Consider the following 22,741-nt stretch of genomic DNA (forward strand, 5'->3'; position numbering starts at 1 on the left):
GGGAGGCTCCACGTGAACGGGATCCTGCTGGCTTCGGTCGTCCTCCGGCTGTTAGGCGCAGGCTACTCGCTGCTGTTGCTCTCGCGGAGCCGCGACCGACGGTTCGGCTTCCTGACGCTCATGCTGTCGTTCATGGCCCTGCGGCAGCTGTTGACGATGCGGACCGCCAGCGCCGGGATCGAGGAGCTGCCCGGGCTGATAGTAAGTGTGTTGACAATATTAACCGTCTACTACCTCTCGAAATACGTCGACGAGGAGGCGACGATCAAGCGGGAACTCCAGCGGGCCAACGACCGCCTCCGGGGGTTCCGGAAGGCGATCGAACACGCCGGCCACGCTATCTTCCTCACCGACCCCGACGGCACCATCGAGTACGCCAACCCGGCCGTCGAGTCGGTCACGGGCTACACACCCGCGGAGGTGATCGGCGAGAACCCGCGGCTCTGGCAGTCCGGCGAGCACGACGAGGCGTTTTACGAGGGGTTGTGGGACCAGATCACCTCCGGCTCGGTCTGGGACGGCGAGCTCACCAACCGCCGGAAGTCCGGCGAGCGCTGCTGGGTCGACACCACCATCGCCCCGATCACCGACGGCGACGGCGCGGTCGAACGCTTTGTCGCCATCGAACGGAACATCACCGAGCGGAAAGAGCGGGAGCTTCGCATTGAGGAGCAAAACGAACGGCTGGAACTGCTCAACACCACAAACGAGATGCTTCGGGACGTCAACCGTGAACTCGTCGCGGCCTCGACACGCGAAGAGATCGAACACGCCGTCTGCGAGCAGTTCGCGGGCGTCGACCCCTTCGATGTCGCGTGGATCGGGAGCCGGGGCCTCGTCGACGGCACGGTCTCGCCGCGGTCGTGGGCCGGAACCGACGCGACCACCCTCGAAGCCCACATCGAGGCGCTGTGTGACACCGCGCCGACACCGGTTGAGGAGGCCCTAGATAGCGGCCAACCGGTGTTTACGACCGTCGACCACGCCACCGATCAGGGGGCTGTCGAGACACGGGCCATCGTCGTCCCGCTGGCCTACCGCGGTGCCGAGTACGGCGTGCTCGTGATCGAGACGGCCGACGACGACGCGGTCGACCTGCTCGACGCCGAGATATTCGCCGAACTCGGTCGGACCGTCGCCGACGCGATCAGCGCCGTAGAGAGCAAACGGACGCTGGCCTCCGACAGCGTGACCGAACTCGAATTCCAGCTGACGGGGATTGACGAGCCGCTGGCCGCCCTCGCGGCGCAGTTGGACTGCACCGTCGAGTTGGAACACATCGCTGCCGACGGTGACGGCCAGCACCGCCAGTACGTCGCGCTCACCGGCACGACACCCGAGGCGGTCGCGGAGTACGCGAGCGGGGCGGCCCACATCGACGCCGTCCAACACGTCTGTACGAACGACGACTGTCACCTCTTCCGGCTGGCAGCCGACGACTCGACCATCGTCGACACGCTGGCACAGTACGGTGCCGGCATCGAGTCGCTGTCGATCACCGGCGACAGCGGGCGGCTGGTCGCGCAGGTCGCCAGTTCGAACGACATTCGGAGCGTCGTCGACGCCCTGCAGTCGACCTACGACGGGCTGACGCTTCTCGCCCAGCGCGAACGCGAGCGGGACATCCAGACCGAGGCCGCCTTCCGGGCGCAGCTCGAATCGATGTTGACCGATCGCCAACGCGAGGCCGCTCGGACCGCCTACTTCGCCGGCTACTTCGAGTGGCCGCGGGACCACAGCGGCGAGCAGGTCGCCACGATGATGGATATCTCACAGACGACGTTCACACAGCACCTGCGGGCGGCCGAACGGAAGCTGTTTGCGGCCCTGTTCGGCGACACGACGGTCGACCGACTGGAGCCGGTCTGAAACCCGGGAGTACTACAGGCTGCGGTTGCCGGGCCGTCTCGCCGGGCGATCTCACTGGTCGGCCGATACCGGCTCGGCAGTGTCGTACCGCGTGCGGAACTCGTCGACGAGTTGGCCCATCTGGGCGTACCAGTCGTTGAGCATGCGCTGCATGTCGTCGGCGATCTCGTCGGGGTCCGTCGGCCGGAAGACGTGACAGTAGCCGCCCTGCTCGTAGTTGATCTGTTCTTTCCGGACGAGTCCGGCGTCGATCAGCCGCTGGACCGACCGGTAGGCCGTCGACCGCTCGCGGCCGACCCCCGCGGCGATCTCGTCTACGGTCAGCGGCTCGGCGTGGTCTGTCAACAGGACGAACACCTCCCTGTCGAGCCCCGTGAGCCCGAACATACACTCCAACAGCCCCTCACAAACCATCTCTCGGCCCAGATACTCCCTGATTGCATCTACCATGGCAGACGTGTGACTACGGCCTCATCGTGGATAAGTTTGTGTGGTTTACCCAATACTCTTCAGTAGCGTTGGCCGTCACGCAATTGCAATCGTCAGGTCGCTCGGGTCGACTGTGTCCAAACAATCTAACTGGATGGATAACGTATCCTTGATTGGAATGGTCCACACGAAATCCTTCGAACTGACCGGCTTCCAGCGTGACCTCCTGTACGTCATCGCCGGCTCAGATCAGCCCTCCGGCCAGACGATCCAACAGCAACTCGAATCCCACATCGACAACGTCAATCACGGTCGACTGTACCCGAACCTCGACGCGTTGGTCGAACACGGACTCGTCGAGAAAGGTGCCAAAGACAGGCGCACCAACTACTACGAGGTGACACCGAGCGGCGAACAGTTGCTTGCGCGCCGACGTAAATGGGAGAACAAGCAGTTCTCGTTCCCACACGATTCGGAGCACCGCGACGCGGATCTCGCGTCTCAGGCGAGTTCGTCGTCGAACTGATCTGCGAGCCGCCGAACGCGCCGCCGGGTTCATTTTTATCGTGCGTGTCCCCGTGAGACCCCTCTCGGACCCTGTTTTGCCCACCCGAGCGCCGATTCCGTGATCGGCACGCGCTGCCTGTCGACTACGACACCAACTGCTTAACCCGGTTCAACCGCTTTCTGCTGGTATGACCCGTCGTTTCCTCCTCGACGTCATGTTGGGTACGCTCGCCACCTACCTGCGAATGTGTGGGTACGACACGCTGTACGCACAGGAGGAGGGGCTCGAAGCCGACGACGCGATTCGGCGGCGGGCAGCGTCGACCGATCGAACGCTACTCACTCGGGATCGAGAACTCGCCGCGCGGACCGACGACGCGATCCTGCTTACGGCTCGGGACGTCGACGAGCAACTCACCGAACTGCACGCCCACGAGATCGAGATCGAACTGTCGACCCACCCCGAACGCTGTAGCGTCTGTAACGGCCGTGTCGAGCGCATCGATCCCGCCCAGCGCCCGGACCACGCTCCCGACTCGGTGAGCCAGATCTGGCAGTGTGAGGCGTGCGATCACCACTTCTGGAAGGGAAGCCACTGGGAGCGCGTCCGCGAGACGATCGCGACGATTCCCGTATCGTGACGGCCTCGGGAACGACGACGCGAACGACGCTGCCAGCGCGTCGTCGACCGGTCACGGCAACTGTACCGTCCCCTCGTAGTGGTGGGTGTCTTCGACGGTCGCGGCGTACGTGTATGCCGTCGGTGGTTCGATCCCCCACTGTTTCAGCCGCTCGTCGACGCCGTCGATAATCGTCGTCATGAACGATCCGCGGTCGCGGATCGCCGGCGGCGACTGCGTGTGGACGGTTGTGTACCGACAGATAGCAGTCGACTCGTCGTTCGGGACGATCTCGACCCGCAGGTCGGTTCTGAGTTTGCCGTGTACTCGTTGCGGCTCCCCGAGCAACAGACACTCTCCGAACTCGTCGATGGCATCCAGCACCTCGTCGGGGACATGGTTCATCGGCTACCGATCAGTATGGGCTCCAGAAACACCAGTATTCGGTCTATAGGAGCGATCCCGTAGGTTCGTCATCGACCGTCACTCGCCGCGGTCGCGGGCACGCGTATTCGTCTCGTCGTCGCTGTCGTGTGTATCGAGCCGTTTCAGTTCGCCGTCGACTGCGGTTACCCGACGGCCGATCTCCTCGGTCGCCGCCCGCGAGACTTCGAGACGCAGGTAAATGGCGTCGTCGTACTCGGTCGCGTGGACGACCGCACGGTCGTGTAGCGCCGAGACGAGTGCCTGTGTATCGTCGCCGTAGGGCAGTCGAACCGCGCACGGAACACTCGGTAGGAGGTCTTCGAGTTCCGTCCGAGCCGCCGTGGCCGCTGGCCGTTCGAGCGACCGGTAGGGGACCTCGAAGCGCTGGGCGATCGATTCGACGAGGGCCTCGTGATCCTCGCCGACCCCGAGTAGACACGTCGACCGCTCCAGTGCCGTCACCAGCCCTGGGAGGACTGTCTCAAGCCACTCCGGAAGCCCGTCGCTTGCCGGGATGCCAGGGGTGTCGATCACGGCGACGGTGTGTGGTCCAACAGTCGTCTGTGCGGTCGCTGGCCGCGCCGGACGTCCACCCTCGACGGTGGCTTCGTGGCCGGTAAGTTCGTTCCAGAGCGGTGTCGTGGGCGCGTCGACGGTTCCGAGCAGAACGACCACGGCGTCGACTGCTGTGTGGCCGGTTCGTACTCGCCGACGGGCGGTCGCCTGCTGCTGTTCGAGCCGATCTCGGTGGGTTTGGGTCCGCTCGTCGCAGTCAGCAACCCGCCCGCTCGTGCCGGATGGCCCTGCTGAGGCCGCATCTCGCTGGTCGTTCGCCGCGTGGCGCCGGGCGAGGCGGGCCGCTTGCAACGAGATCCGTGTCGCAGCCACCGGGTTCTCGTCGGCCAGTCGTTCCCAGACGACTCGACGCCTGTCCACGACGGTGGTCGACTGGAGCCGTGCCTGCAGATCGACGAGTTGGCCGATATGTGGCTCGCCGTCGACGACAACGACGGGTGGTTGGTGGGCTTCGGCCAACCGCTGTTCTATCCGAGCGACCGTTGCGGACGAGAGATAGTACTGCCCGTTTTCGGCCCGCTCGGTCACGAGCGTCGAGACCGGCTCGTAGCCTTCGGCGGCGACAAGCGTCGTCACCCCCGGCGTGAGTCGACCCGACTGGCTCACGATCAACGCTGGCTTGCTCATCCGGAATGCTCGGGTTATGCGAGGAGCGGACTTCGCTCTGTCGGCTACGGTGTTGGGATTCTGGTGGTGAACGACCCCTCTCGGCAGCGGTGGGACTGAGACAGATGTGGGAGAGTGGCCACGGGCAGCGAGTCGGCGAACGGGCCACGACAACGCCCCTACGGGTCGACTCACGCATCGAGCGCAGCAGGGAGCGTGAGTGCGATACTGACGCCTTCGGCGGTGTTCTGCTCGATCTCCGTGCGACCGTTCGAGAGCTCCGCCAGCCAGTAGACGAGCCAGAGTCCGAGTCCCGAACTGTGATAGAGATCGTCCATCTCGTGGTCGCCCCGCAGTACGGCGGCCTCGAACCCGGCCAGCGGGTCACTGTTACTGTACACCTCCGTTTCTACCTCCCCGTCCGTCCGTGAGACAGTCACGGTAACGTGGGGAGTACTGCACGAACTGTAGCTGATCGCGTTGTCGAGCAGTTCCATGATGGCCGTGTCCACCTGCCGGATCGTCAGCACGGTACAGTCGGACGGGACGTCCGTACTGACGGTCGCCTGCGGATACGTCTCGCGGATACGGTCGACACACTCGTCGATCGTCGCACGAAGGTCGACGCGGGTTCGATCCGGGCCGTCGGTCACCATCTCGGTGATTCGGCGTCCCTTGTCGGCACTTTCGAGCAGTTCGCTGGCCGTATTCCGAATCAGTCCCGTCCGGTCCGCGGAGTCCGGATGCTCCTCTTCGAGAAGCGCTGCGGCCCCGGTGATGAGGTTCATATCGTTGCGAAGGTTGTGCCGGAGGAGGTTATCGAGAACGAGGAGTTGCCGTTCACGTCGATTGCGTTCTGTCACGTCACGGCTGACACCGACGATCCTGACGACCTCGCCGTCTTTCACGATCGGTTGCCCGCGTACCCAGATTTGATTGTGGTAGTTCTGGTCGGGATCCACGCGGTATTCGATTTCGGTCGGATGGCCATCGGAGAGCCGCTCCATAGCCACTTCGACCCGTGGGCGATCCTCGGGGTGGATCCGGTCGAGAAACGTCAGCGGACGTTCGCGGAGCTGATCGACGGTCGAGCCGTAGTAGCGCTCGTACGCATCGTTGATGAATAGCAGTTCACTCCAGTCGCCGGCGAACATCCAGATGACCTCGTCGGTCGTCTGTGCGATTTCCTGCAAGCGATCGGAGAGGTTGCTGTGTTTCGTCTCGGCTTCGATGCGTTTGGTGACGTCGACGGAACTCACGAGATAGCCATCGAGATCGGACGTCGTCACATCGGAGAGTTGGCTCTCAAGCCAGATGTAGTCGCCTTCGGCCGTCCGATTCCGATAGACCGCCGTCGCTTCGGTTATTGAATCGTCGGCGAGAATCCTCGCGAAGGATCGTTCGACGGCTGGGCGATCTTCCGGATGGATGTACTCGAAGGCGCACTCGCCGATGAGATCCGACCGATCGAACCCAAGGAGGCGTTGTGTCGTCGCGTTCGCGTAGATATACTCACCACGCGTATTCAGTAATACAACCTTGTTCTGGATATGATCAAGGATGTCATTAGCGTGGTCATGGGGCATACCATCTAAGACGTATGTGATCAATACATATAATTCGACCCGTCGCTCAGGCATATCAAAATAATATCTACGTCTCATATTCCGGCCCGCATCGAGAGGAGGTTAGCGCCGTCCTTGGCCGGGGTGGCCGACGCTTGGGACCGTCGCCCAGCCGAACATAGGGGTCCTTATTCGGTTCCGGGCCGACGGTGTCGACGTATGCATACTGCCATCCCGGCGAGGAGTCGACGCCCGCCTGTCGGTGAGGGAGCTTCGAGATGACCGCGCTCCGAGTCCTGTTGGTCGAGGATAGCGAGTTCATGTCGAATCGGGTCAGCGAGACGCTCGAGACCACCCACGAGATGCGCCTGACGGCTGTCGGGACCGCAGCCGCGGCCAGAGAACGACTCGACGCCGACGACTACGACTGCGTCGTGACGAACTACGAACTCCCCGACGAGACCGGCATCGAGTTGGCGGCGTCACTCAACGCCTCCGGCACCGATCCGGTCGTCCCGGTGATACTACTGACCGGCAAGAAACTCGAACCGATCGCCCGGGGTGCAATACGGAAGGGTGTGACCGAGTTCGTCTACAAGGGCGATCACGCCGCCGGCGAGATGGACGTCCTCGAAAACCGCATTCGACTCACCGTACGGGCCTACGGCGATCGAGAGCGGGTCGCCTGATCGCTCTCGGCCGGTCATACCGACGAGGTCGGCCGAAAACCCGTTTCCCATCGAACCTGTGGGTCGACTGATCCCGACGCCTCCCTCGATACCGACTGCTCGCGAGTACGTCCGGTCGGGCTGCTGTGTTTGGTCAGACCGATCTCGACGAAGGCGACAGTGCCGGTCGATCTAGTATTACACGCGTGCGTTTTCGGGCCTGTACTCGACCACCGTGGCTTCATCATCTCGGTTGCAGTAGACGCCGATAACGCACCACCGTTCGGAGGGCGACTGCTGTCTCACTGGCGATGAGACGATTGCCGAACGGACACAAACGGGCCGTAAGCCGCAAGATAGTATGCTCCGACGGGGATTTGAACCCCGGTCATTACCGTGAGAGGGTAATATGATTGGCCGGACTACACCATCAGAGCGTGTTGTGCGTTCGTCTGAACGCATCCAAGCGTAGCCCGCTGGTGAACAAAACAGTTGCGCTTTCGCCGCCCCGTGTGGCGGACTGTCGACCCACAGCACCACACGATTCCCCGTGGATGCCTCGCGGGAGTGTCGACGACAGCGCCGTGTCGCGACACCCACGAGCCCGCACTCGAAGTGCTCACAGCCCCCTTTCGAGCACTGTCTGCAGACACAAACCCGGAACAAACACCGATCGCTGTCTGTTCTCGAAATCAGTGGCAAATACTACCCGACGTGAGCTATTGAATAGAAAAATCCTTCAATGCGCGCAACTGTGGCTAGACAATCACAGGTGTCGACGAAATGGCAAACATGGAAACGGCGACGTTCGAGACCGAACTGAGCCTGTTCAAATACGATAATCTGGAACAGCTACCGGCCAGCTATCGGGGGGTGACGGAGGCCGAACGAACCCCGCGGATCGAAGCCGCCCTCGACGAGTTGGGTGACGACGTGGTAATCCTCGGCCACAACTACCAGCGCCGCGAGATCGTCGAACACGCCGACTTCATCGGTGACTCGTATGCGCTGAGCAAGCACGCCGCCGAGGCCGACGCCGAGTACGTCGTCTTCGGCGGGGTGACGTTCATGGCCGAGTCCGCCGACATCATCACCGACGACGACCAGACGGTAATCCTCCCCTGCATGGAGGCCTCCTGTCCGATGGCGGGGATGGCCGAGGCCCTCCAGGTCGACGCAGCGTGGGAGCAGATCACGGCGGCCGACCCCGACAGCGAGATCATCCCGATCACCTACATGAACTCGTATGCCGACCTGAAGGCGTTCTGTGCCGAACAGGGCGGCCTGGTCTGTACCTCCTCGAACGCCCACAAGGCCTTTGAGTGGGCCTTCGAGCGTGGCGACAAGGTGCTCTTTCTCCCCGACAAACACCTCGGCGAGAATACCGCCCATCGGCTCGGCATGGAGGATTCCATCGCCGAGTGGAACCCGTGGGACCCCGAGGCCAAGGACGCCGACGAACTCGAAGAAAGCGAAATCGTCCTCTGGGACGGCTACTGTCAGGTCCACGAGCGATTCACCGCCGACCACGTCGCCGAGGTCCGCGAGCAACACCCCGAGGCAAACGTGGTCGTCCACCCCGAGTGCCGCCGGGAAGTCGTCGAGGCCGCCGACGTGGTCGGCTCCACCGCGACGATCACCGAGGTCGTCGAAGAGGCTGACCCCGGCGAGACGTGGGCCATCGGGACCGAAATCCACCTCGCCAAACACCTCGACCGGTGGCACGACGAGGTTAACGTCGTCCCGCTGTGCGGCGACGCGTGCATGGACTGTGATGCGATGCGACAGATCGACCCCAACTATCTGACGTGGGTGCTCGAAGAACTCGCCGCGGGCCGTGAACACAACGTGATCGAGGTCGACCCCGAGGAGAAGGAACTCGCCGGCGTCGCCCTCGACAGAATGTTGGAGCTATAGATGTCTGGTGAGTCGACTCCCGACGACGCCGACCCGCGCACAGCCGACGTGCTCGTCGTCGGTTCGGGGATCGCGGGCTGTGCGGCAGCGCTGTCGGCCGCACGCGAAGGCGAGGAGGTCCTGCTGGTCACTAAAGCCAGCGAGCCGGACGACGCCTCTTCCGATTGGGCTCAAGGCGGCATCGCGACCACTCGCGGTGATCCGGAGTCACTTAAAAACGACATCATGGAGGCCAACGCGAACACCGCCGACCCCGAGGCCGTCGACGTGCTGGTCGAGAACGCCGCCCCCGCAGTCCGCGATGTGCTCCTCGAAACCCTCGATGTCGACTTCGACACGCTCGGAGCCGACTACGACTTCGCCCAAGAGGCCGCCCACTCCGAGGAGCGCATCCTCCACGTCGACGCCTCGACGGGCCAGCACATCCTGCGGCCGTTCCTTGCACATCTCAGCGAGGTCGACAACGTCGAGATCCTCGAAGACACGACCGCCCTCGAACTGATCCGCCACGAGGGGCGGGTCCACGGCGCGCTGCTCGATACCGAACCCGACGGCGAACCCGTTTTTGCGGGTACGACGGTCCTCGCCACCGGCGGGATCGGCGACTGCTTCGCGCAGTCGACCAACCCCGCCGGGTCGACCGGCGACGGGATCGCCATGGCGTTCCTCGCCGGGGCCGCGGTCGACGACATGGAGTACGTGCAGTTCCATCCGACCGCCGCCGCGGTCGAGGATCCGTTCCTGCTGAGCGAAGCCGTCCGCGGCGAGGGCGCAGTACTCCGAAACGCCGACGGCCGGCGGTTCATGCCCGACTACCACGACGATGCCGAACTCGCACCCCGCGATGTGGTCGCCCGCGCAGTGCAAGATGAGATCGACACCACCGGCTCGGTCACCCTCGACGTCTCGCCACTCGACGACCCGTTCGACGAGGCGTTTCCGAACCTCGCGTCGACCTGCGAGGATCGCGGGGTCGACTGGCAGGACGGGATTCCGGTCGCGCCCTGTGAGCACTTCCTCTGTGGCGGCATCGCCGTCGACGGCCACGGCCGAGCCACCCTCGACCGGCTCTACGCCGTCGGCGAGTGTGCCCGGACTGGGGTCCACGGAGCCAACCGACTGGCCTCGACCAGCCTTCTCGAAGGCCTCGTCTGGGGGCTTCGGGCCGGTGAGGACGCCGCCGGCTTCGATGCCGCGCCCATCGAGGTTCAGCGACTGCGGAACAGCGACCCCGCCCTCCCTGACCGGTTCGCCGCCGAGAAGTTCCACCGCCTGCGGTCGATCACGACCGAGGAACTCGGCTTGCGGCGAACAACCGACGGGATCGTTACTGCCAGCGGGGTGCTCCGTCGACTCAAAGGAGAGGTCGACGCTTACACGCGCACGCGGACCTCACGGAGCCTCTACGAACTCCGCAACGCGACGGTCGTCGCCATCCTGATCGCCAACGCCGCCGCGGACAACGACGAGAGCGTCGGCTGCCACTACCTCGCCGAAAGCGACGCCGAGCAGCCCGCCACCGTCGGGACGGAGCCCGAATGATGCTCACCGGCGAGCAGATCGACCGCTGGCTCCGCGAGGACATCGGCCACCACGACGTGACGAACAACGTGCCCGGCGAGACGACCGGTCGACTCGTCGCCAAAGAGGCCGGGACGGCTGCGGGAATCGAGGCCGCAGCGGCGGTCTTCGAGCATCTCGGTGTCGACGCCGAGATCGCAGTCACAGACGGCAAGTCGGTCGGCGCTGGCGAGGCCGTCCTCAGGACGACCGGTCCGGCCCGCGAAACGCTCCGCGCCGAGCGTGTCGCGGTCAACCTCGCCGGCCACGCCTCCGGGATTGCGACGAAGACACGGCGGGCCGTCGACTGCGCCCAGGCGGTCGACGACTCGGTCCGGATCGCAGGCACGCGCAAGACGACACCCGGGCTTCGAGGGATCGAAAAGCGCGCGATCGTCGCCGGCGGCGGCGATAGCCACCGGCTGGATCTCTCACACATGGTGCTGATCAAGGACAACCACATCGCCGAACTCGGTCTCGAATCCGCCGTCGAGCAGTTCCGCGAGCGGGTTTCGTTCGCCACGAAGATCGAGGTCGAGGCCGAATCCGAGGCGGAGGCCCGGCGGGCGATCGCGGCCGGCGCGGACATCGTCCTGCTCGACAACTTCGCGCCGGCGGGGCTCCGCGAGACAGTCGACGCCCTCGCCGATCCGATCGCTGCCGCCGACCGCGAGGTACTCCTCGAAGCCAGCGGCGGGATCGCTCTCGATTCGGTCGCCGACTACGCCGTAACCGGCGTCGACATCGTCTCGATGGGCTCGCTGACCCACTCCGCCGAGAGCCTCGACTACTCGTTTCGCACTGGCAGCGAGTAACAGCCTCTACCGGGGGTGTCGCGCGCGAACCCCGTTAGATCATCTCGTCGACGTCGTCGTAGCGGGTGACGTCGACGCCATCCTCGGTGACGACCGCGACGTTGATCCCGTTGCCGGAGGCGAGGTCACGCTCGATGGCTGTCTTGATCGCGTTGCCTGCGATGGTTTCGGCCTCCTCGATGGACAGCCCCTCCTCGTACTGCTGTTCGAGCACGCCGAGGGCGAACTGGCTACCGGAGCCCGTGACGGTGTAATCCTCCTCGGTGGTGCCGCCCAGCGCGTCGATGGAGTAGATGTGGGGTCCCTCCTCGTCGACGCCGCCCAGGATCGGGCTGACGATCAAGAAGGCACCAGAGCGGAGGAAGTTGCCCGTCAGCGTCGACAGCGCCTGCATGCTCATGTCCTCGCCGCGGCGGGCCTCGTACAGTCGGACCTCCGCTTTCAGCGAGGAGATGAGGTTCTGGGCCGCCGACACCGAGCCCGCGATTGTGAGCGCGCCCGTGGGGTGGATCTCCTCGACCTTCTGGACGTCCTTGCTGGAGACCATGTAGCCCATGCTCGCGCGCATGTCGGTCGCCAAGACGACGCCGTCTTCCGTCTTGAGGCCGACGGTTGTCGTCCCCGTCTTCATCGTCGCGTCCTCGGCGTCACCCGCGCTGTGCTGGCCCTGTTGACCGGAGAAATCGCCGATCTCCGGCCCGAAAACGTCTGCGTTGTTGCCTTCGAGCTGACCCAACTCGCCGGGAGAACCGCCTGTCGGAGTTCGCATTGTCTCCCGTTACGCTGGAGCGGTGATAAATGCAACCCTTCGGCAACCCTCGCCGGAATCCCCTCCGGGAAACTATCAATACAGTCACCAATCACAGTGGTCGCATGCGGAAGACCAACGTGTCGACGCTGGCGTGGACGAGACAGGACTTGGGTGGTATGGATATCCGGCGCAAGCAGCTGGGCGAGGCCGTCGACGCCGAGGAACTCGGCTGTAGCCTCTACGAACTCCCTACCGGCGAGCGCGCGTGGCCCTACCACTACCACACCGCCAACGAGGAGGCGCTGTTCGTGCTGGCCGGCTCCGGAACGCTCCGGGCAGACGGCGAGATGCACGAGCTACGAGAGGGCGACTACGTCACGTTTCCGGCCGACGAGTCGGGAGCCCACCGCGTGATCAACGATTCCGAGGGGGCGCTCCGCTATCTCGTCGTCTCGACGATGATCGAGCCCGACGTGACGGTCTACCCGGACTCCGAGAAGTTCGGCGTCTACGTCGGCTCGCCGCCCGGCGGCCGCGAGGTGCGCAGTCTGGAGGGCTACTACAGACAGGACGACGCGGTCGACTACTGGGTCGACGAGACCACCTCGACCGACGGGAGTGCCGGCGCGGGCGGTCAAGATTAAACACCCCACGGTCCAAGCTAGCGGTATGGCGAAATACTCGACCGGGGGCGGCGGCGGGAGCGACGACGGCGACGCCTGCGAACTCTGTGGGGCCGCAAGCAGCCGGCTCAGCAAGGCCAACGTGGCCGGCGCGGAACTGCTCGTCTGTCCGGACTGCTCGCCGCACGACGACAGCCGGCGCGAGTCGGGACGGCAGGGGAGTTCGAGCGGCAGCGACAGCAGCAGTAGCGGCAGTAGCAGCAGCGAGAGCCCTGCCGACCGAAAGAAACGGGCGGCGCAAAAACAGGCCGAGATCTACGACGCCCAGAAGGGCGATTCCTCCCACTGGGAACAGGAGGGCACGAACTACGAGCGCGACCGGCTGCCGTACCTCGTCACCGACTACGACGAGCGCGTCGAGACTGCCCGACAGGACGCCGGACTGACGGTCGACGAACTGGCCGAGGCCCTCGATGTCGACGCCGAGACGTATCTCGCAGTCGAACAGGGCCGGGCCGCCCGCGCTGGCGTCGGCGGCTCGGTCGTCCGCGAGATCGAGTCCGAACTGGGGATCGAACTGGTCGACGAGTGAGCCCGACTCGGCAGCTACAAGGCTGCCGCGTGCCGAGGAGCGGTCGATGATCGGCAAGCTCGATCCGGAGACGCTGCGGACGATCGTCGACCGGACCGGCGCGTCGAACCCGGCGCTTGTGACCGGCGCGGCATACGGCGAGGACGCCGCGGCGATCGACCTCGGCGAGGAGACGCTGGTCGTGAGTTCCGATCCGATCTCGCTGGCCGCCGAGGCCGCCGGCACCCTCGGGGTCAACGTCGCCTGCAACGACATCGCCGCCGCGGGCGCGGACCCGGAGTTCCTGACGAACGTCGTCTTTCTCCCCGACGAGGATCCCGAGACCGTCGCCACGCTCACAGACCAGCTCGACACCGCCGCGGACGAGCTCGGGGTGACGATCGTCGGCGGCCACACCGAGTACGTCCCGGCGCTCTCCCGGCCGCTGCTCAGCCTGACGGCCTTCGGTCGCACCGACCGCCACGTCCCGACCGGCGGTGCGGAACCGGGCGACAAACTCCTCCTCACGAAGGGAGCGGCGATCGAGGCCACCGGCATCATCGCCACGGATTTCGCCGAGGATCTCCGCGCCGCCAGCGTCGACGACGCCACCATCGAGCGGGCCGCCGGCTTCTTCGATGAGATCAGCATCCTCGAGGATTCGCGGGCGATCCGCGAGATCGCCACCGGGATGCACGACCCGACCGAGGGCGGCGTCGTCACCGGATTGGTCGAACTGGCCGCGGCCGCCGGCGTCGACGCCGTCGTCGACCGCGCGGCGGTGCCGGTTCGCTCCGAGACTGCCGCCGTCTGCGAGGCGATGGGGGTCGACCCACTGCGCGTGTTCGGCTCGGGAGCGCTGCTCGCGGCGGTCCCCGCGGGCGAGGCCGAAGCGGCCCGCTCGCGGCTGGCCGATAGAGGGATCGAGGGCGCCGTCATCGGCGAACTCACCGCCCCCGCCGACCCTCAGCAGGGGGCGCTGGTCCTCGACGGCGAGCGGATCGTCGACGGCGGGCGCGACGAGCTGTATCCCTTCTGGGAATGACACTCACCGCATTCGTGGTTCGGGGGCCTGACTATCCGGAGATTTAGGGCACCTGTGGTGGTGTTCGGTGTGTGGCCCTCCAGTACACCGACCGGGATGTCGGCCATCTGCTCGGCGCATGGTTCGTGCTCGTCGGCCTGCTGGCCGTCTCGACGGCGCGGCCGAGCTACAGTCCGATCCTCGCAGCGGGCGTCGACTCGGCACTCTTTATTGGATTGCTCGCTCTCGTCGTCGGCGGTGCCGCCAGCAGCCGGTACTGTGATCTCGTCCTCGGCGTCCCGATGAGCGTCTGCGGCGGGCTGGTCGTCTGGTCGACCTGCCGGCGGCTCCTCGACGGTGCGGTTCCGGTGACCGAACGCAGCCTCCTCCTCGCCGCCGGCCTCGTCGTCCTCGGGAGCCTGTTCGTCCGCGAAGGGGTGTTGATCGCCCGGGGTCGACGCCACTGCGGCTGATCGCCCGCGGTCGACGCCGACAGCGTGGGAGTGCTGTCTCCCGCGATGTGCAGCCTCCACGCACGACGGAGCGCCCTTTATAAGCGGTCTCCGATGTTATTGAGGCAGAGTATCGATGACCGTCCTCCTGTCAGTCGAGTTTCTCGGACTGTTCGCCCTGATCGTCGTCGTCTCCGGGGCGGTCAACGGGCTCTCTGGGTTCGGGTTCGCGGTCGTCGGCACGATGGCGCTGGCGACGGTCGTCGACCCGGCGATGGCGGTCGTATTGATGATCATCCCGATGGTGGCTGCGAACGCCATGCTCGTGGGCGAACTGTCGGCCGACGAACTGCGTACCTGCGGACGACGGTTCGGTCCGCTGGTGGCCTCGGCGCTCGTCGGCACCGTCGTCGGGATGATCGTCCTCGACGCGCTGCCGGATCGGCCGCTCCGGATCGGCCTCGGACTAATCACGTTGGGGTTCGTGGCGAGCCAACAGCGGGCGGTGCTGCTACCGCATATCGGAACTGGCGGGTCGACGCTCGACGGTCGACCGGCGCAGATCGCCGTCGGCTCGGTTTCGGGGGTCCTGTTCGGCGCGACAAACGTCGGGGTCCAGCTCGTCGCCTATCTGCGGAGCCGAGACCTCTCCCACGGCCTCTTCGTCGGCGTCGTGGCGCTGGTGTTTCTCGGGATCAACGTGCTCCGCGTGGGGGCGGCGGGGGTCTTGGACCTCTACCCCTCGCTGACAGTGGTGGGGATCTCGGTGCTGGCGTCGGTCCCGGCAGTCGGCGGGGTCGCCATCGGGAGCCGCCTTCGGAGTCGGGTGACCACGCCCGTCCGCCGCCGTGTCGTCCTCGGGCTGCTGACGGTGATCGGCCTGCGACTCGTCCTCGGCGGCCTCGGGATCGCCTGACTCGTCGACACCGATTTCACTGCGCCGCACATTCGGTCGGTATGGATACCGACTACGAGGCGGTCGTCTACGATCTCGACGGGACGCTGGTCCACCTCGCCGTCGACTGGGCGGTCGTCGCCACCGACGTCATCGAAGTCTACGACGAGGCAGGTGTCGACGCTCGCGGCGCGGACCTCTGGGGCCTCATGGAACGGGCCGACGATCACGGGATCGCCAGCGAGGTCGAGGCGGCGATCAGCGAGCACGAACACGCCGGTGCACACGATTCGCGCCGCCTCCCGCTGGCCGACGAACTGCTCGACCGGTCGGTGCCGGTCGGGGTCTGCTCGCTCAACTGCGAACGCGCCTGCCGGATCGCCCTCGATAGCCACGATCTGGCGGCCGCCATCGAGGCAGTCGTCGGCCGGGACTCGGTCGACACCCACAAACCGGACCCCGAACCCCTGCTGGCAACGGTCTCCCAACTCGGTGTCGAGCCCAGCGAGGCGGTCTTCGTCGGCGACTCGCCGCGCGACGGCACGACCGCCGAGCGTGCGGGCGTCGACTTCAGACGCGTCTGAGACACGGATCGGAACGGTCCGACGGCAGCATCGCTTGATGAGTAGGCGTCGACTACCGGGAGCCGAATCGGCGTAGGGACCGGCTACTCGGACTGCGTCGACGGTTCGTCGGTCTCCTCGTCGTCGCGTTTGTACTTGGCATACGCAAAGACCGAGACGGCGGTCAGAAACCAGATCGGCGCGCCGACGCGGACCGCGAAGCTCACGCGTGCGCCCCACGTCGGCAACTCGACCAACACCGACAGGACGGCGACGATCGGCGCACCGACGAGGATGGTGACGACGAAGGTGACCTGCATCACCCAGCCGAAGTCGACGCCCTCCGGGTCGGTCGTGTCGACGAGATCTGCCACAGGCGGACCTCACGCTACGACTACTATTGTGTGGCGGTTCGGTATCGAACTATTTTATCGACCCCGAACCATACGACCGGCTATGACTACGACCCGTGGGCTCCGCGATTTGGATCGGCCGATCACGATGCTGACGGCCTACGACGCGCTGACCGCCCGCATCGTCGACGACGCCGGGATCGACGTGATTCTGGTCGGCGACAGCATGGGCAACGCGGTGTTGGGCTACGAGGACACCCTCCCGGTCACCATCGAGGAGGCCACCAGCCACACCGCGGCGGTCGTCCGCGGGGCCGAGGAGGCACTGGTCGTCGCCGACATGCCGTTTCTCTCCGTGGGCGTCGACGACAGCGAGACGGTCCGGAACGCCGGCCGGATGCTCAAGGAGGCCGGCGCGGACGCGGTCAAACTCGAAAGCGGTCCCCACACGGTCGACCTCACCGAACGACTCACACAGCTCGGCATCCCCGTCATGGCCCATCTCGGCCTCACCCCCCAGCACGTCAACCAACTCGGCGGCTACACCCGACAGGGAACGACGACCGAGGCCGCCGAAGAAATCCTCTCGCTCGCGCGCGATCACGAGGAGGCCGGCGCGTTCGCGCTCGTGCTCGAACACGTTCCGGCGAACGTCGCCGCCGAGATCACTGCAGCCCTCGACATCCCCACCATCGGGATCGGCGCGGGCCCCGACTGTGACGGGCAGGTACTCGTCGGCACCGACGTCATGGGGTTCGGCGAGGAACTGCCGCCGTTCGCCGAGCAGTTCGGCGACGTGGCCGGCGAGATGCGCGCGGCCGTCGACGCCTACCGGGAGGCCGTCGAAGACGGGGAGTTCCCGGCGGCCGAACACAGCCACATCGAAGAAGGCGTCGACGACCTCGACCCTACCGAGTAATCCGGTCGAGCACCACCGATAGTGCCGCAGTAAACGCCTGTGGCTGTTCGAGCATGGCGAGGTGGGCCGCTGCCTGAATCCGGAGCAGCGAGCAGTCCGGCAGTTCCTCGGCGAGGTGCTGGTGGTACCGCAGCGGCGTCAGTTGGTCGTACTCACCGACGATGGCCGCCGCCGGGCACGCTATGCCGCCGAGTCTACCGATCACGTTGAACCGATCGGCCGTCCGGAAATCCCGGCGGGTCACCGCCTGCCCGGTCTCTCGTAGCCGACTGATCGACGCCTCCCGGAGGTCGGGATCCGGATCGTGAAACAGCCGGTCGGGCCCGTGGAGGAACTCGATCGCGCGCTCGAAGTCGTCGTCGAGCCACGCCAAGAGGTCCGCCAACACCGGCAACCGGGGGCCAGTGCCGGTCAACACGAGTCCGTCGACCGCGAGGTCGCCTTCGAGCGCCAGCCACAGTGCGACTGCCCCGCCCAGCGAGTGGCCGACCAGCACCGAGCAGCCGGTCTCGCCGACGACCGCCGCGGCGTCGTCGGCGTAGGCCGACAGCGTCTCGTACCCGGGCTCGGCGTCGACGTCCTCGCTTTTGCCGTGGCCGCTGAGGTCGACCGCTGCCACCGGGGTCGTGGTCGCCAGCCGAAACTGGCCGTCCCAGATGGCATGCGACGTGCCGCTACCGTGGAGACAACAGATCCCCGGCCCGGCGTCTGCGCTCCGGTCGGCGTACCGGTAGGCCGTCGACCGACCATGGTGACGAACCGTTTCCATACCTCCTGTCGGGGCGAGGCCGGCATAAATCGCCGGACCGTTCGGCTCGCCGATACGACGACGGCCGGGCCGACGAACGTCCTCACGACCGGAGCGACGCTGCCCGCAGCCGCCGGGTCGACGACACTCTCGGCACTCTCGACGTGTGGACCGCAATACAACTGAATATCTCCACCCCGACGCCGTACAGCGGTTACTTGGAGAAAGGTTTATATAGTTGTATAGCTAACTACGAGTTAGTAACATGACCCAATCACAGACAGCCGGTCGTGACGGCCGCTTCGTGCGACGCTACGAGTACGACGATCACTGGCTGCTCGCGGCCGACCTTCCGGTCGACGACGAGCAGGTAGAGGTGGACGTCGTCGGCTCGACGGCGATCGTCGTCATCGACCACGGCGACCGTCTGAGCGAGGCGGAGTTCGAACTGCCGGCTGCCGACCCAGACGTTACGGTGCAGAACGGCGTACTCACGATCACGGTGGACCAATGAAACTCACAGTCAAACCGCTCAAACAGAAGGACGCCGGCCGACGCCTCGCGGCAGTCGACCGGGTTGCGGCCGACGAACTCAACCTCAGCGGCGGCGATTTCGTCCGGCTCGACAGCGACGAGGGCACGGCTATCGCCCGCGTCTGGCCCGGCTACCCCGAAGACGACGGCACCGGAATCGTCCGGATCGACGGCCGGCTCCGACAGGAGGCCGGCGTCGGCATCGACGACACCGTCACCATCGAGAAGGCCGAAGTCAAGCCGGCAGACTCGATCACGATTGCGCTGCCCCAGCGGCTCGGTATCCGTGGCAACATCGACTCGCTGATCCGCCGCGAACTCGGTGGCCAACCTGTCACCGCGGGCCAGAACGTCCAGCTTCCGCTGGGCTTCGGCTTCATGGGCGGCCAATCGCAGGCCGTCCCGCTGAAGATCGCCTCGACGTCCCCGTCGGGGACGGTCGTTGTCACCGACTCGACGCAGGTCGACATCTCGGAGAAACCCGCCGAGCAGATCCAGGAGGCCCCCACCGGGGCGGCTCCCGGCGGCGCGGCTGGCGCACCCGACATCACCTACGAGGACATCGGCGGGCTCGACGACGAGCTCGAACAGGTCCGGGAGATGATCGAACTCCCGATGCGGCACCCCGAGCTGTTCAAGCGGCTCGGCATCGAGCCGCCGAAGGTCGTCCTGCTCCACGGCCCGCCGGGGACCGGCAAGACGCTGATCGCCAAGGCGGTGGCCAACGAGATCGACGCCTCGTTCCACACCGTCTCGGGGCCGGAGATCATGTCGAAGTACTACGGAGAAAGCGAAGAACAGCTCCGTGACGTCTTCGAGGAGGCCTCCGAGGAGTCGCCCGCGATCATCTTCATGGACGAGCTCGACTCCATCGCGCCCAAACGCGAGGAGGCCGGCGGCGATGTCGAACGCCGCGTCGTCGCTCAGCTCCTCTCGCTGATGGACGGGCTCGAAGAGCGCGGCGAAGTCGTCGTGATCGGCGCGACCAACCGCGTCGACGCCATCGACCCCGCGCTGCGCCGCGGTGGCCGATTCGATCGGGAGATCGAGATCGGCGTCCCCGACCGGGACGGCCGCAAGGAGATCCTGCAGGTCCACACCCGCAACATGCCGCTGGCCGAGGGGATCGACCTCGACGTCTACGCCGAGAACACCCACGGTTTCGTCGGTGCGGACCTCGAAAGCCTCGCCAAGGAGGCCGCGATGCACGCCCTGCGGCGGATCCGCCCGCGGCTCGACCTCGAAAGCGACGAGATCGACGCCGACATCCTCGAATCGATCGAGGTCCTCGAAAGCGATCTCAAAGCAGCCCTGAAAGGGATCGAACCCTCGGCGCTGCGTGAGGTCTTCGTCGAAGTGCCCGACGTGACGTGGGAGGATGTCGGTGGACTCGAAGACACCAAAGAGCGACTCCGCGAGACGATCCAGTGGCCGCTCGAATACCCCGAGGTGTTCGAGGAACTCGACATGGCCGCCGCGAAAGGTGTCATGCTGTACGGGCCGCCGGGGACCGGCAAGACGCTGCTCGCCAAGGCGGTCGCCAACGAGGCCGAGTCGAACTTCATCTCGATCAAGGGCCCCGAACTGCTCAACAAGTTCGTCGGCGAGTCCGAGAAGGGCGTCCGCGAAGTGTTCAGCAAGGCCCGTGAGAACGCTCCGACGGTCGTGTTCTTCGACGAGATCGACTCGATCGCCGCCGAGCGCGGCTCCCAGAGCACCGACTCGGGTGTCGGCGAACGGATGGTCAGCCAGCTGCTGACCGAACTCGACGGGCTCGAATCGCTCGAAGACGTCGTGGTGATCGCCACCTCGAACCGGCCGGATCTGATCGACTCGGCGCTGCTGCGGCCCGGTCGACTGGATCGCCACGTCCACGTCCCCGTGCCCGACGAGGAGGCCCGCCGGAAGATCTTCGAGGTCCACACCGACGAGAAACCGCTGGCCGACGACGTCGACCTCGACGCGCTGGCCCGCAAGACCGAGGGGTACGTCGGCGCGGACATCGAGGCCGTCTGCCGTGAGGCGTCGATGGCCGCCAGCCGGGAGTTCATCGGCAGCGTCGACCACGAGGAAGTCGCCGAATCGGTCGGCAACGTCCGGGTGACGATGGCCCACTTCGAGGACGCCCTCGACGAGGTCACCGCGAGCGTGACTCCTGAGACCCGCGAGCGCTACGAGGAGATCGAACGCGAGTTCGGCAAAAGCGAGGTCGACACCGAGACCGGCCCCGGCAGCGCGTTCCAGTAGCCGGCTTGGCCTACTCGGTCCACCGGATCTCGTATTCGAGTTCGTACCGCTGTTCGCTGGTCTCCGAATCGGTGAGGCGTTCGAGTTCGGTCTCGAACGTCGCCGTCTCGGGGATCGACACCTCGTGATCGGTTTCTTCGCTCGTCAGGTGGACGCTCCCGGCCTCGATCTCCTCGGCGGCCGCGACGAGCGCCTCGGCGATTTCGCCTCGCTGGTGGTCGGTTTCGGTTTTGAAGAGTTCTTCTTCGGGCATCACACCACGGTTGGCTCCCGAGTGAAGTATAACATATTCCGCCCGCGAGAACCTGTCAGTTGCCGTAACTCGGCTACGCTCGACCGGGGGTAGCGGGCGGCAACCCGTCCGAACGGTGTCATATGCAGCCCCTCCTTGATAGAGTGTACCTTCATCCGACCAATCATCGTCGGATAAACCGATGGACAGAACCGTGGTAAACGGTCGACGGGTTTTATATTGTGAGCCATTGACGTACGGAGTACCCCTACCCGCGTGTCCGAGAATGGACACATCCCTCCGGCCAGTGTCGGTCCAAACGGTCGACGGCTGGCTCAGTTGTCACCCACAACTCGTGGCTATGTCAGTCGAGTACTAGTCGATGGTCTCGACGGATCGTCGGTCGGGGATGTAGACGGTGTGTCGGTTCCAGAGGCGCTCACGCCGGGTCGGGAATTCGTCTGCGGGAGTCGACGCCGGAACGAGTGTGAGCGTACTCCGGACGGTGGTCCCTCACGGGATCGGCTCCCCCTGTTCGGACCACGCGACAACTGGCTCGTCGTCGACCGTCGGCTGTGCACCCCGTGTTTCGAACTCAACCTCCACAACGGCGGGGAGGTCGACGGGGTTACGCACCGTCCACCACGCAAGCCCTTTGTAGCCGCCGGCTTCGAACGTGGTGTCGTCCATGAGCGGCAGCGACGCACCGTCTATTGAGACGGTCCACGAGAGACGCTCGTCGGCGTCAAGGCCGGCATGAAACAGTTGCAAGCCGCGAGCAGAATCGATCGGCGGCAGCCGATCCGGGGTACCCATCGCAAGGGTCACCCAGAAGAACAGTGTCGTCGCTCGCGGAACCGCCAGCCGATGGCGACCCCCGTCGACTGGTAGTTTCAGCTCGACAGCCGGATGATCGATAGCATCGACGCGGCTCATACGAGCTGTCGCGCCCAGCGGTCCGAACCCAGTCCCGTCTGCTCGGAGTCGATCACGAATCCGTCGCCGTCTCCCTGATCTCCGCCTCGTAGTTCCACCCGAGGTCCTGATGGACCTCGTCTCTCGATCCGGAGATATGGCCTTGGACGCTACGCACGGTGTCCGACTCGAACTCGTGACAGATCGGACAGGAGTACTGTCCCGAGCTAATGGTCGTATCCGAGATGATTCCGACGTCGAATGACGGCTTGTCCGAACTCATACGAACGGTAATCGGTCCGATACGAACAAAAATCCCGTTGCCGTTTCCGAGATCCAGCCTAGATTCCGTTCCT

The 22,741-nt window shown here is 65.5% G+C and carries 26 protein-coding genes and 1 tRNA gene; 16 read left to right on the forward strand and 11 right to left on the reverse strand.

What is annotated here, in order from left to right; genetic code table 11:
- Window positions 1–12: 12 nt before the first annotated feature.
- Window positions 13–1,869 (forward strand): bacterio-opsin activator domain-containing protein, encoded by a 1,857-nt coding sequence (locus tag NKJ34_RS12620; RefSeq protein WP_253738663.1) that lies wholly within the window; start codon window positions 13–15, stop codon window positions 1,867–1,869.
- 51 nt (window positions 1,870–1,920) lie between these two features.
- On the opposite strand, the gene NKJ34_RS12625 is transcribed toward NKJ34_RS12620, so the two are convergent.
- Window positions 1,921–2,319, reverse strand: a complete 399-nt coding sequence (locus NKJ34_RS12625; protein WP_253738664.1) for a helix-turn-helix domain-containing protein — start codon at window positions 2,317–2,319, stop codon at window positions 1,921–1,923.
- A gap of 157 nt (window positions 2,320–2,476) precedes the next feature.
- Here NKJ34_RS12625 and NKJ34_RS12630 point away from each other — a divergent pair, with 157 nt between their 5' ends.
- Both NKJ34_RS12630 and NKJ34_RS12635 read left to right on the forward strand, forming a co-directional pair.
- The gene (locus NKJ34_RS12630) at window positions 2,477–2,824 is read left to right on the forward strand and encodes a PadR family transcriptional regulator (RefSeq protein WP_253738665.1); all 348 of its coding nucleotides are present in this window, start codon (window positions 2,477–2,479) and stop codon (window positions 2,822–2,824) included.
- Window positions 2,825–2,993: 169 nt separating this feature from the next.
- Window positions 2,994–3,446, forward strand: a complete 453-nt coding sequence (locus NKJ34_RS12635; RefSeq protein WP_253738666.1) for a Mut7-C RNAse domain-containing protein — start codon at window positions 2,994–2,996, stop codon at window positions 3,444–3,446.
- A 51-nt stretch (window positions 3,447–3,497) separates the two neighbouring features.
- Here the strand turns inward: NKJ34_RS12635 and NKJ34_RS12640 are convergent, their stop codons facing one another.
- From NKJ34_RS12640 to NKJ34_RS12650, 3 genes are all read right to left on the reverse strand, one after another.
- Window positions 3,498–3,830 carry a hypothetical protein gene (locus tag NKJ34_RS12640; RefSeq protein ID WP_253738667.1) on the reverse strand — a complete coding sequence of 111 codons (333 nt, stop codon included), beginning with the start codon at window positions 3,828–3,830 and terminating at the stop codon, window positions 3,498–3,500.
- Window positions 3,831–3,908: 78 nt separating this feature from the next.
- The gene (locus tag NKJ34_RS12645) at window positions 3,909–5,054 is read right to left on the reverse strand and encodes a hypothetical protein (RefSeq protein WP_253738668.1); all 1,146 of its coding nucleotides are present in this window, start codon (window positions 5,052–5,054) and stop codon (window positions 3,909–3,911) included.
- A gap of 170 nt (window positions 5,055–5,224) precedes the next feature.
- Window positions 5,225–6,619 (reverse strand): PAS domain-containing sensor histidine kinase, encoded by a 1,395-nt coding sequence (locus tag NKJ34_RS12650; protein WP_253738669.1) that lies wholly within the window; start codon window positions 6,617–6,619, stop codon window positions 5,225–5,227.
- A 257-nt stretch (window positions 6,620–6,876) separates the two neighbouring features.
- On the opposite strand from NKJ34_RS12650, the gene NKJ34_RS12655 reads away from it, so the two are divergent.
- Window positions 6,877–7,287 carry a response regulator gene (locus tag NKJ34_RS12655; RefSeq protein ID WP_253738670.1) on the forward strand — a complete coding sequence of 137 codons (411 nt, stop codon included), beginning with the start codon at window positions 6,877–6,879 and terminating at the stop codon, window positions 7,285–7,287.
- A 341-nt stretch (window positions 7,288–7,628) separates the two neighbouring features.
- Here NKJ34_RS12655 and NKJ34_RS12660 read toward each other — a convergent pair.
- Window positions 7,629–7,703, reverse strand: a tRNA-Glu gene (locus NKJ34_RS12660).
- Between the two features lie 346 nt (window positions 7,704–8,049).
- Between NKJ34_RS12660 and nadA the strand changes: the two genes are divergently transcribed.
- The 3 genes from nadA to nadC are packed head-to-tail and all read left to right on the forward strand — an operon-like array spanning window position 8,050 to window position 11,558.
- On the forward strand, window positions 8,050–9,183 hold the full coding sequence (gene nadA / locus NKJ34_RS12665) for a quinolinate synthase NadA (protein WP_253738671.1): 1,134 nt from the start codon (window positions 8,050–8,052) through the stop codon (window positions 9,181–9,183).
- A complete protein-coding gene (locus NKJ34_RS12670; protein ID WP_253738672.1) occupies window positions 9,184–10,725 on the forward strand; it encodes an L-aspartate oxidase in 1,542 nt (513 codons plus the stop codon). It begins immediately after the preceding gene.
- The gene (nadC, locus tag NKJ34_RS12675; protein WP_253738736.1) at window positions 10,725–11,558 is read left to right on the forward strand and encodes a carboxylating nicotinate-nucleotide diphosphorylase; all 834 of its coding nucleotides are present in this window, start codon (window positions 10,725–10,727) and stop codon (window positions 11,556–11,558) included. The genes NKJ34_RS12670 and nadC overlap by 1 nt, the downstream gene beginning before the upstream one ends.
- Before the next feature lie 34 nt (window positions 11,559–11,592).
- On the opposite strand, the gene psmB is transcribed toward nadC, so the two are convergent.
- Window positions 11,593–12,327, reverse strand: coding sequence for an archaeal proteasome endopeptidase complex subunit beta (psmB, locus tag NKJ34_RS12680; RefSeq protein ID WP_253738673.1), 735 nt, complete (start codon window positions 12,325–12,327; stop codon window positions 11,593–11,595).
- Between the two features lie 104 nt (window positions 12,328–12,431).
- On the opposite strand from psmB, the gene NKJ34_RS12685 reads away from it, so the two are divergent.
- From NKJ34_RS12685 to NKJ34_RS12710, 6 genes are all read left to right on the forward strand, one after another.
- The gene (locus tag NKJ34_RS12685) at window positions 12,432–12,953 is read left to right on the forward strand and encodes a cupin domain-containing protein (RefSeq protein WP_425491826.1); all 522 of its coding nucleotides are present in this window, start codon (window positions 12,432–12,434) and stop codon (window positions 12,951–12,953) included.
- A gap of 25 nt (window positions 12,954–12,978) precedes the next feature.
- Complete coding sequence (locus NKJ34_RS12690; protein WP_253738674.1) at window positions 12,979–13,524, forward strand: helix-turn-helix domain-containing protein; 546 nt, start codon at window positions 12,979–12,981, stop codon at window positions 13,522–13,524.
- A gap of 46 nt (window positions 13,525–13,570) precedes the next feature.
- Entirely contained in the window at window positions 13,571–14,548 is a 978-nt protein-coding gene (locus NKJ34_RS12695; RefSeq protein WP_253738675.1) for an AIR synthase family protein, read from the forward strand.
- Window positions 14,549–14,619: 71 nt separating this feature from the next.
- Entirely contained in the window at window positions 14,620–15,000 is a 381-nt protein-coding gene (locus NKJ34_RS12700; RefSeq protein WP_253738676.1) for a hypothetical protein, read from the forward strand.
- Window positions 15,001–15,115: 115 nt separating this feature from the next.
- Window positions 15,116–15,895 (forward strand): sulfite exporter TauE/SafE family protein, encoded by a 780-nt coding sequence (locus NKJ34_RS12705; RefSeq protein WP_253738677.1) that lies wholly within the window; start codon window positions 15,116–15,118, stop codon window positions 15,893–15,895.
- 41 nt (window positions 15,896–15,936) lie between these two features.
- A complete protein-coding gene (locus NKJ34_RS12710; RefSeq protein WP_253738678.1) occupies window positions 15,937–16,458 on the forward strand; it encodes an HAD family hydrolase in 522 nt (173 codons plus the stop codon).
- A gap of 83 nt (window positions 16,459–16,541) precedes the next feature.
- On the opposite strand, the gene NKJ34_RS12715 is transcribed toward NKJ34_RS12710, so the two are convergent.
- Window positions 16,542–16,757 carry a DUF5822 domain-containing protein gene (locus NKJ34_RS12715; RefSeq protein WP_253738738.1) on the reverse strand — a complete coding sequence of 72 codons (216 nt, stop codon included), beginning with the start codon at window positions 16,755–16,757 and terminating at the stop codon, window positions 16,542–16,544.
- Window positions 16,758–16,893: 136 nt separating this feature from the next.
- Here NKJ34_RS12715 and panB point away from each other — a divergent pair, with 136 nt between their 5' ends.
- Window positions 16,894–17,709, forward strand: coding sequence for a 3-methyl-2-oxobutanoate hydroxymethyltransferase (panB, locus tag NKJ34_RS12720; protein ID WP_253738679.1), 816 nt, complete (start codon window positions 16,894–16,896; stop codon window positions 17,707–17,709).
- On the opposite strand, the gene NKJ34_RS12725 is transcribed toward panB, so the two are convergent.
- On the reverse strand, window positions 17,699–18,478 hold the full coding sequence (locus tag NKJ34_RS12725) for an alpha/beta fold hydrolase (RefSeq protein ID WP_253738680.1): 780 nt from the start codon (window positions 18,476–18,478) through the stop codon (window positions 17,699–17,701). The two genes, panB and NKJ34_RS12725, sit on opposite strands and share 11 nt — an antisense overlap.
- 244 nt (window positions 18,479–18,722) lie before the next feature.
- Here NKJ34_RS12725 and NKJ34_RS12730 point away from each other — a divergent pair, with 244 nt between their 5' ends.
- Window positions 18,723–18,971 carry an Hsp20/alpha crystallin family protein gene (locus NKJ34_RS12730; protein ID WP_253738681.1) on the forward strand — a complete coding sequence of 83 codons (249 nt, stop codon included), beginning with the start codon at window positions 18,723–18,725 and terminating at the stop codon, window positions 18,969–18,971.
- Entirely contained in the window at window positions 18,968–21,238 is a 2,271-nt protein-coding gene (locus NKJ34_RS12735) for a CDC48 family AAA ATPase (RefSeq protein ID WP_253738682.1), read from the forward strand. The genes NKJ34_RS12730 and NKJ34_RS12735 overlap by 4 nt, the downstream gene beginning before the upstream one ends.
- A gap of 10 nt (window positions 21,239–21,248) precedes the next feature.
- Here NKJ34_RS12735 and NKJ34_RS12740 read toward each other — a convergent pair whose 3' ends face one another.
- The 3 genes from NKJ34_RS12740 to NKJ34_RS12750 all read right to left on the reverse strand — a co-directional run bounded on the left by NKJ34_RS12740 (window position 21,249) and on the right by NKJ34_RS12750 (window position 22,668).
- On the reverse strand, window positions 21,249–21,491 hold the full coding sequence (locus tag NKJ34_RS12740) for an amphi-Trp domain-containing protein (RefSeq protein WP_253738683.1): 243 nt from the start codon (window positions 21,489–21,491) through the stop codon (window positions 21,249–21,251).
- 492 nt (window positions 21,492–21,983) lie between these two features.
- Window positions 21,984–22,406, reverse strand: a complete 423-nt coding sequence (locus NKJ34_RS12745) for a hypothetical protein (RefSeq protein WP_253738684.1) — start codon at window positions 22,404–22,406, stop codon at window positions 21,984–21,986.
- A gap of 52 nt (window positions 22,407–22,458) precedes the next feature.
- Window positions 22,459–22,668, reverse strand: coding sequence for a hypothetical protein (locus tag NKJ34_RS12750; RefSeq protein WP_253738685.1), 210 nt, complete (start codon window positions 22,666–22,668; stop codon window positions 22,459–22,461).
- Window positions 22,669–22,741: the final 73 nt, after the last annotated feature.

The sequence above is a fragment of the Halohasta salina genome, assembly GCF_024178165.1.
Lineage (GTDB): Archaea > Halobacteriota > Halobacteria > Halobacteriales > Haloferacaceae > Halohasta > Halohasta salina.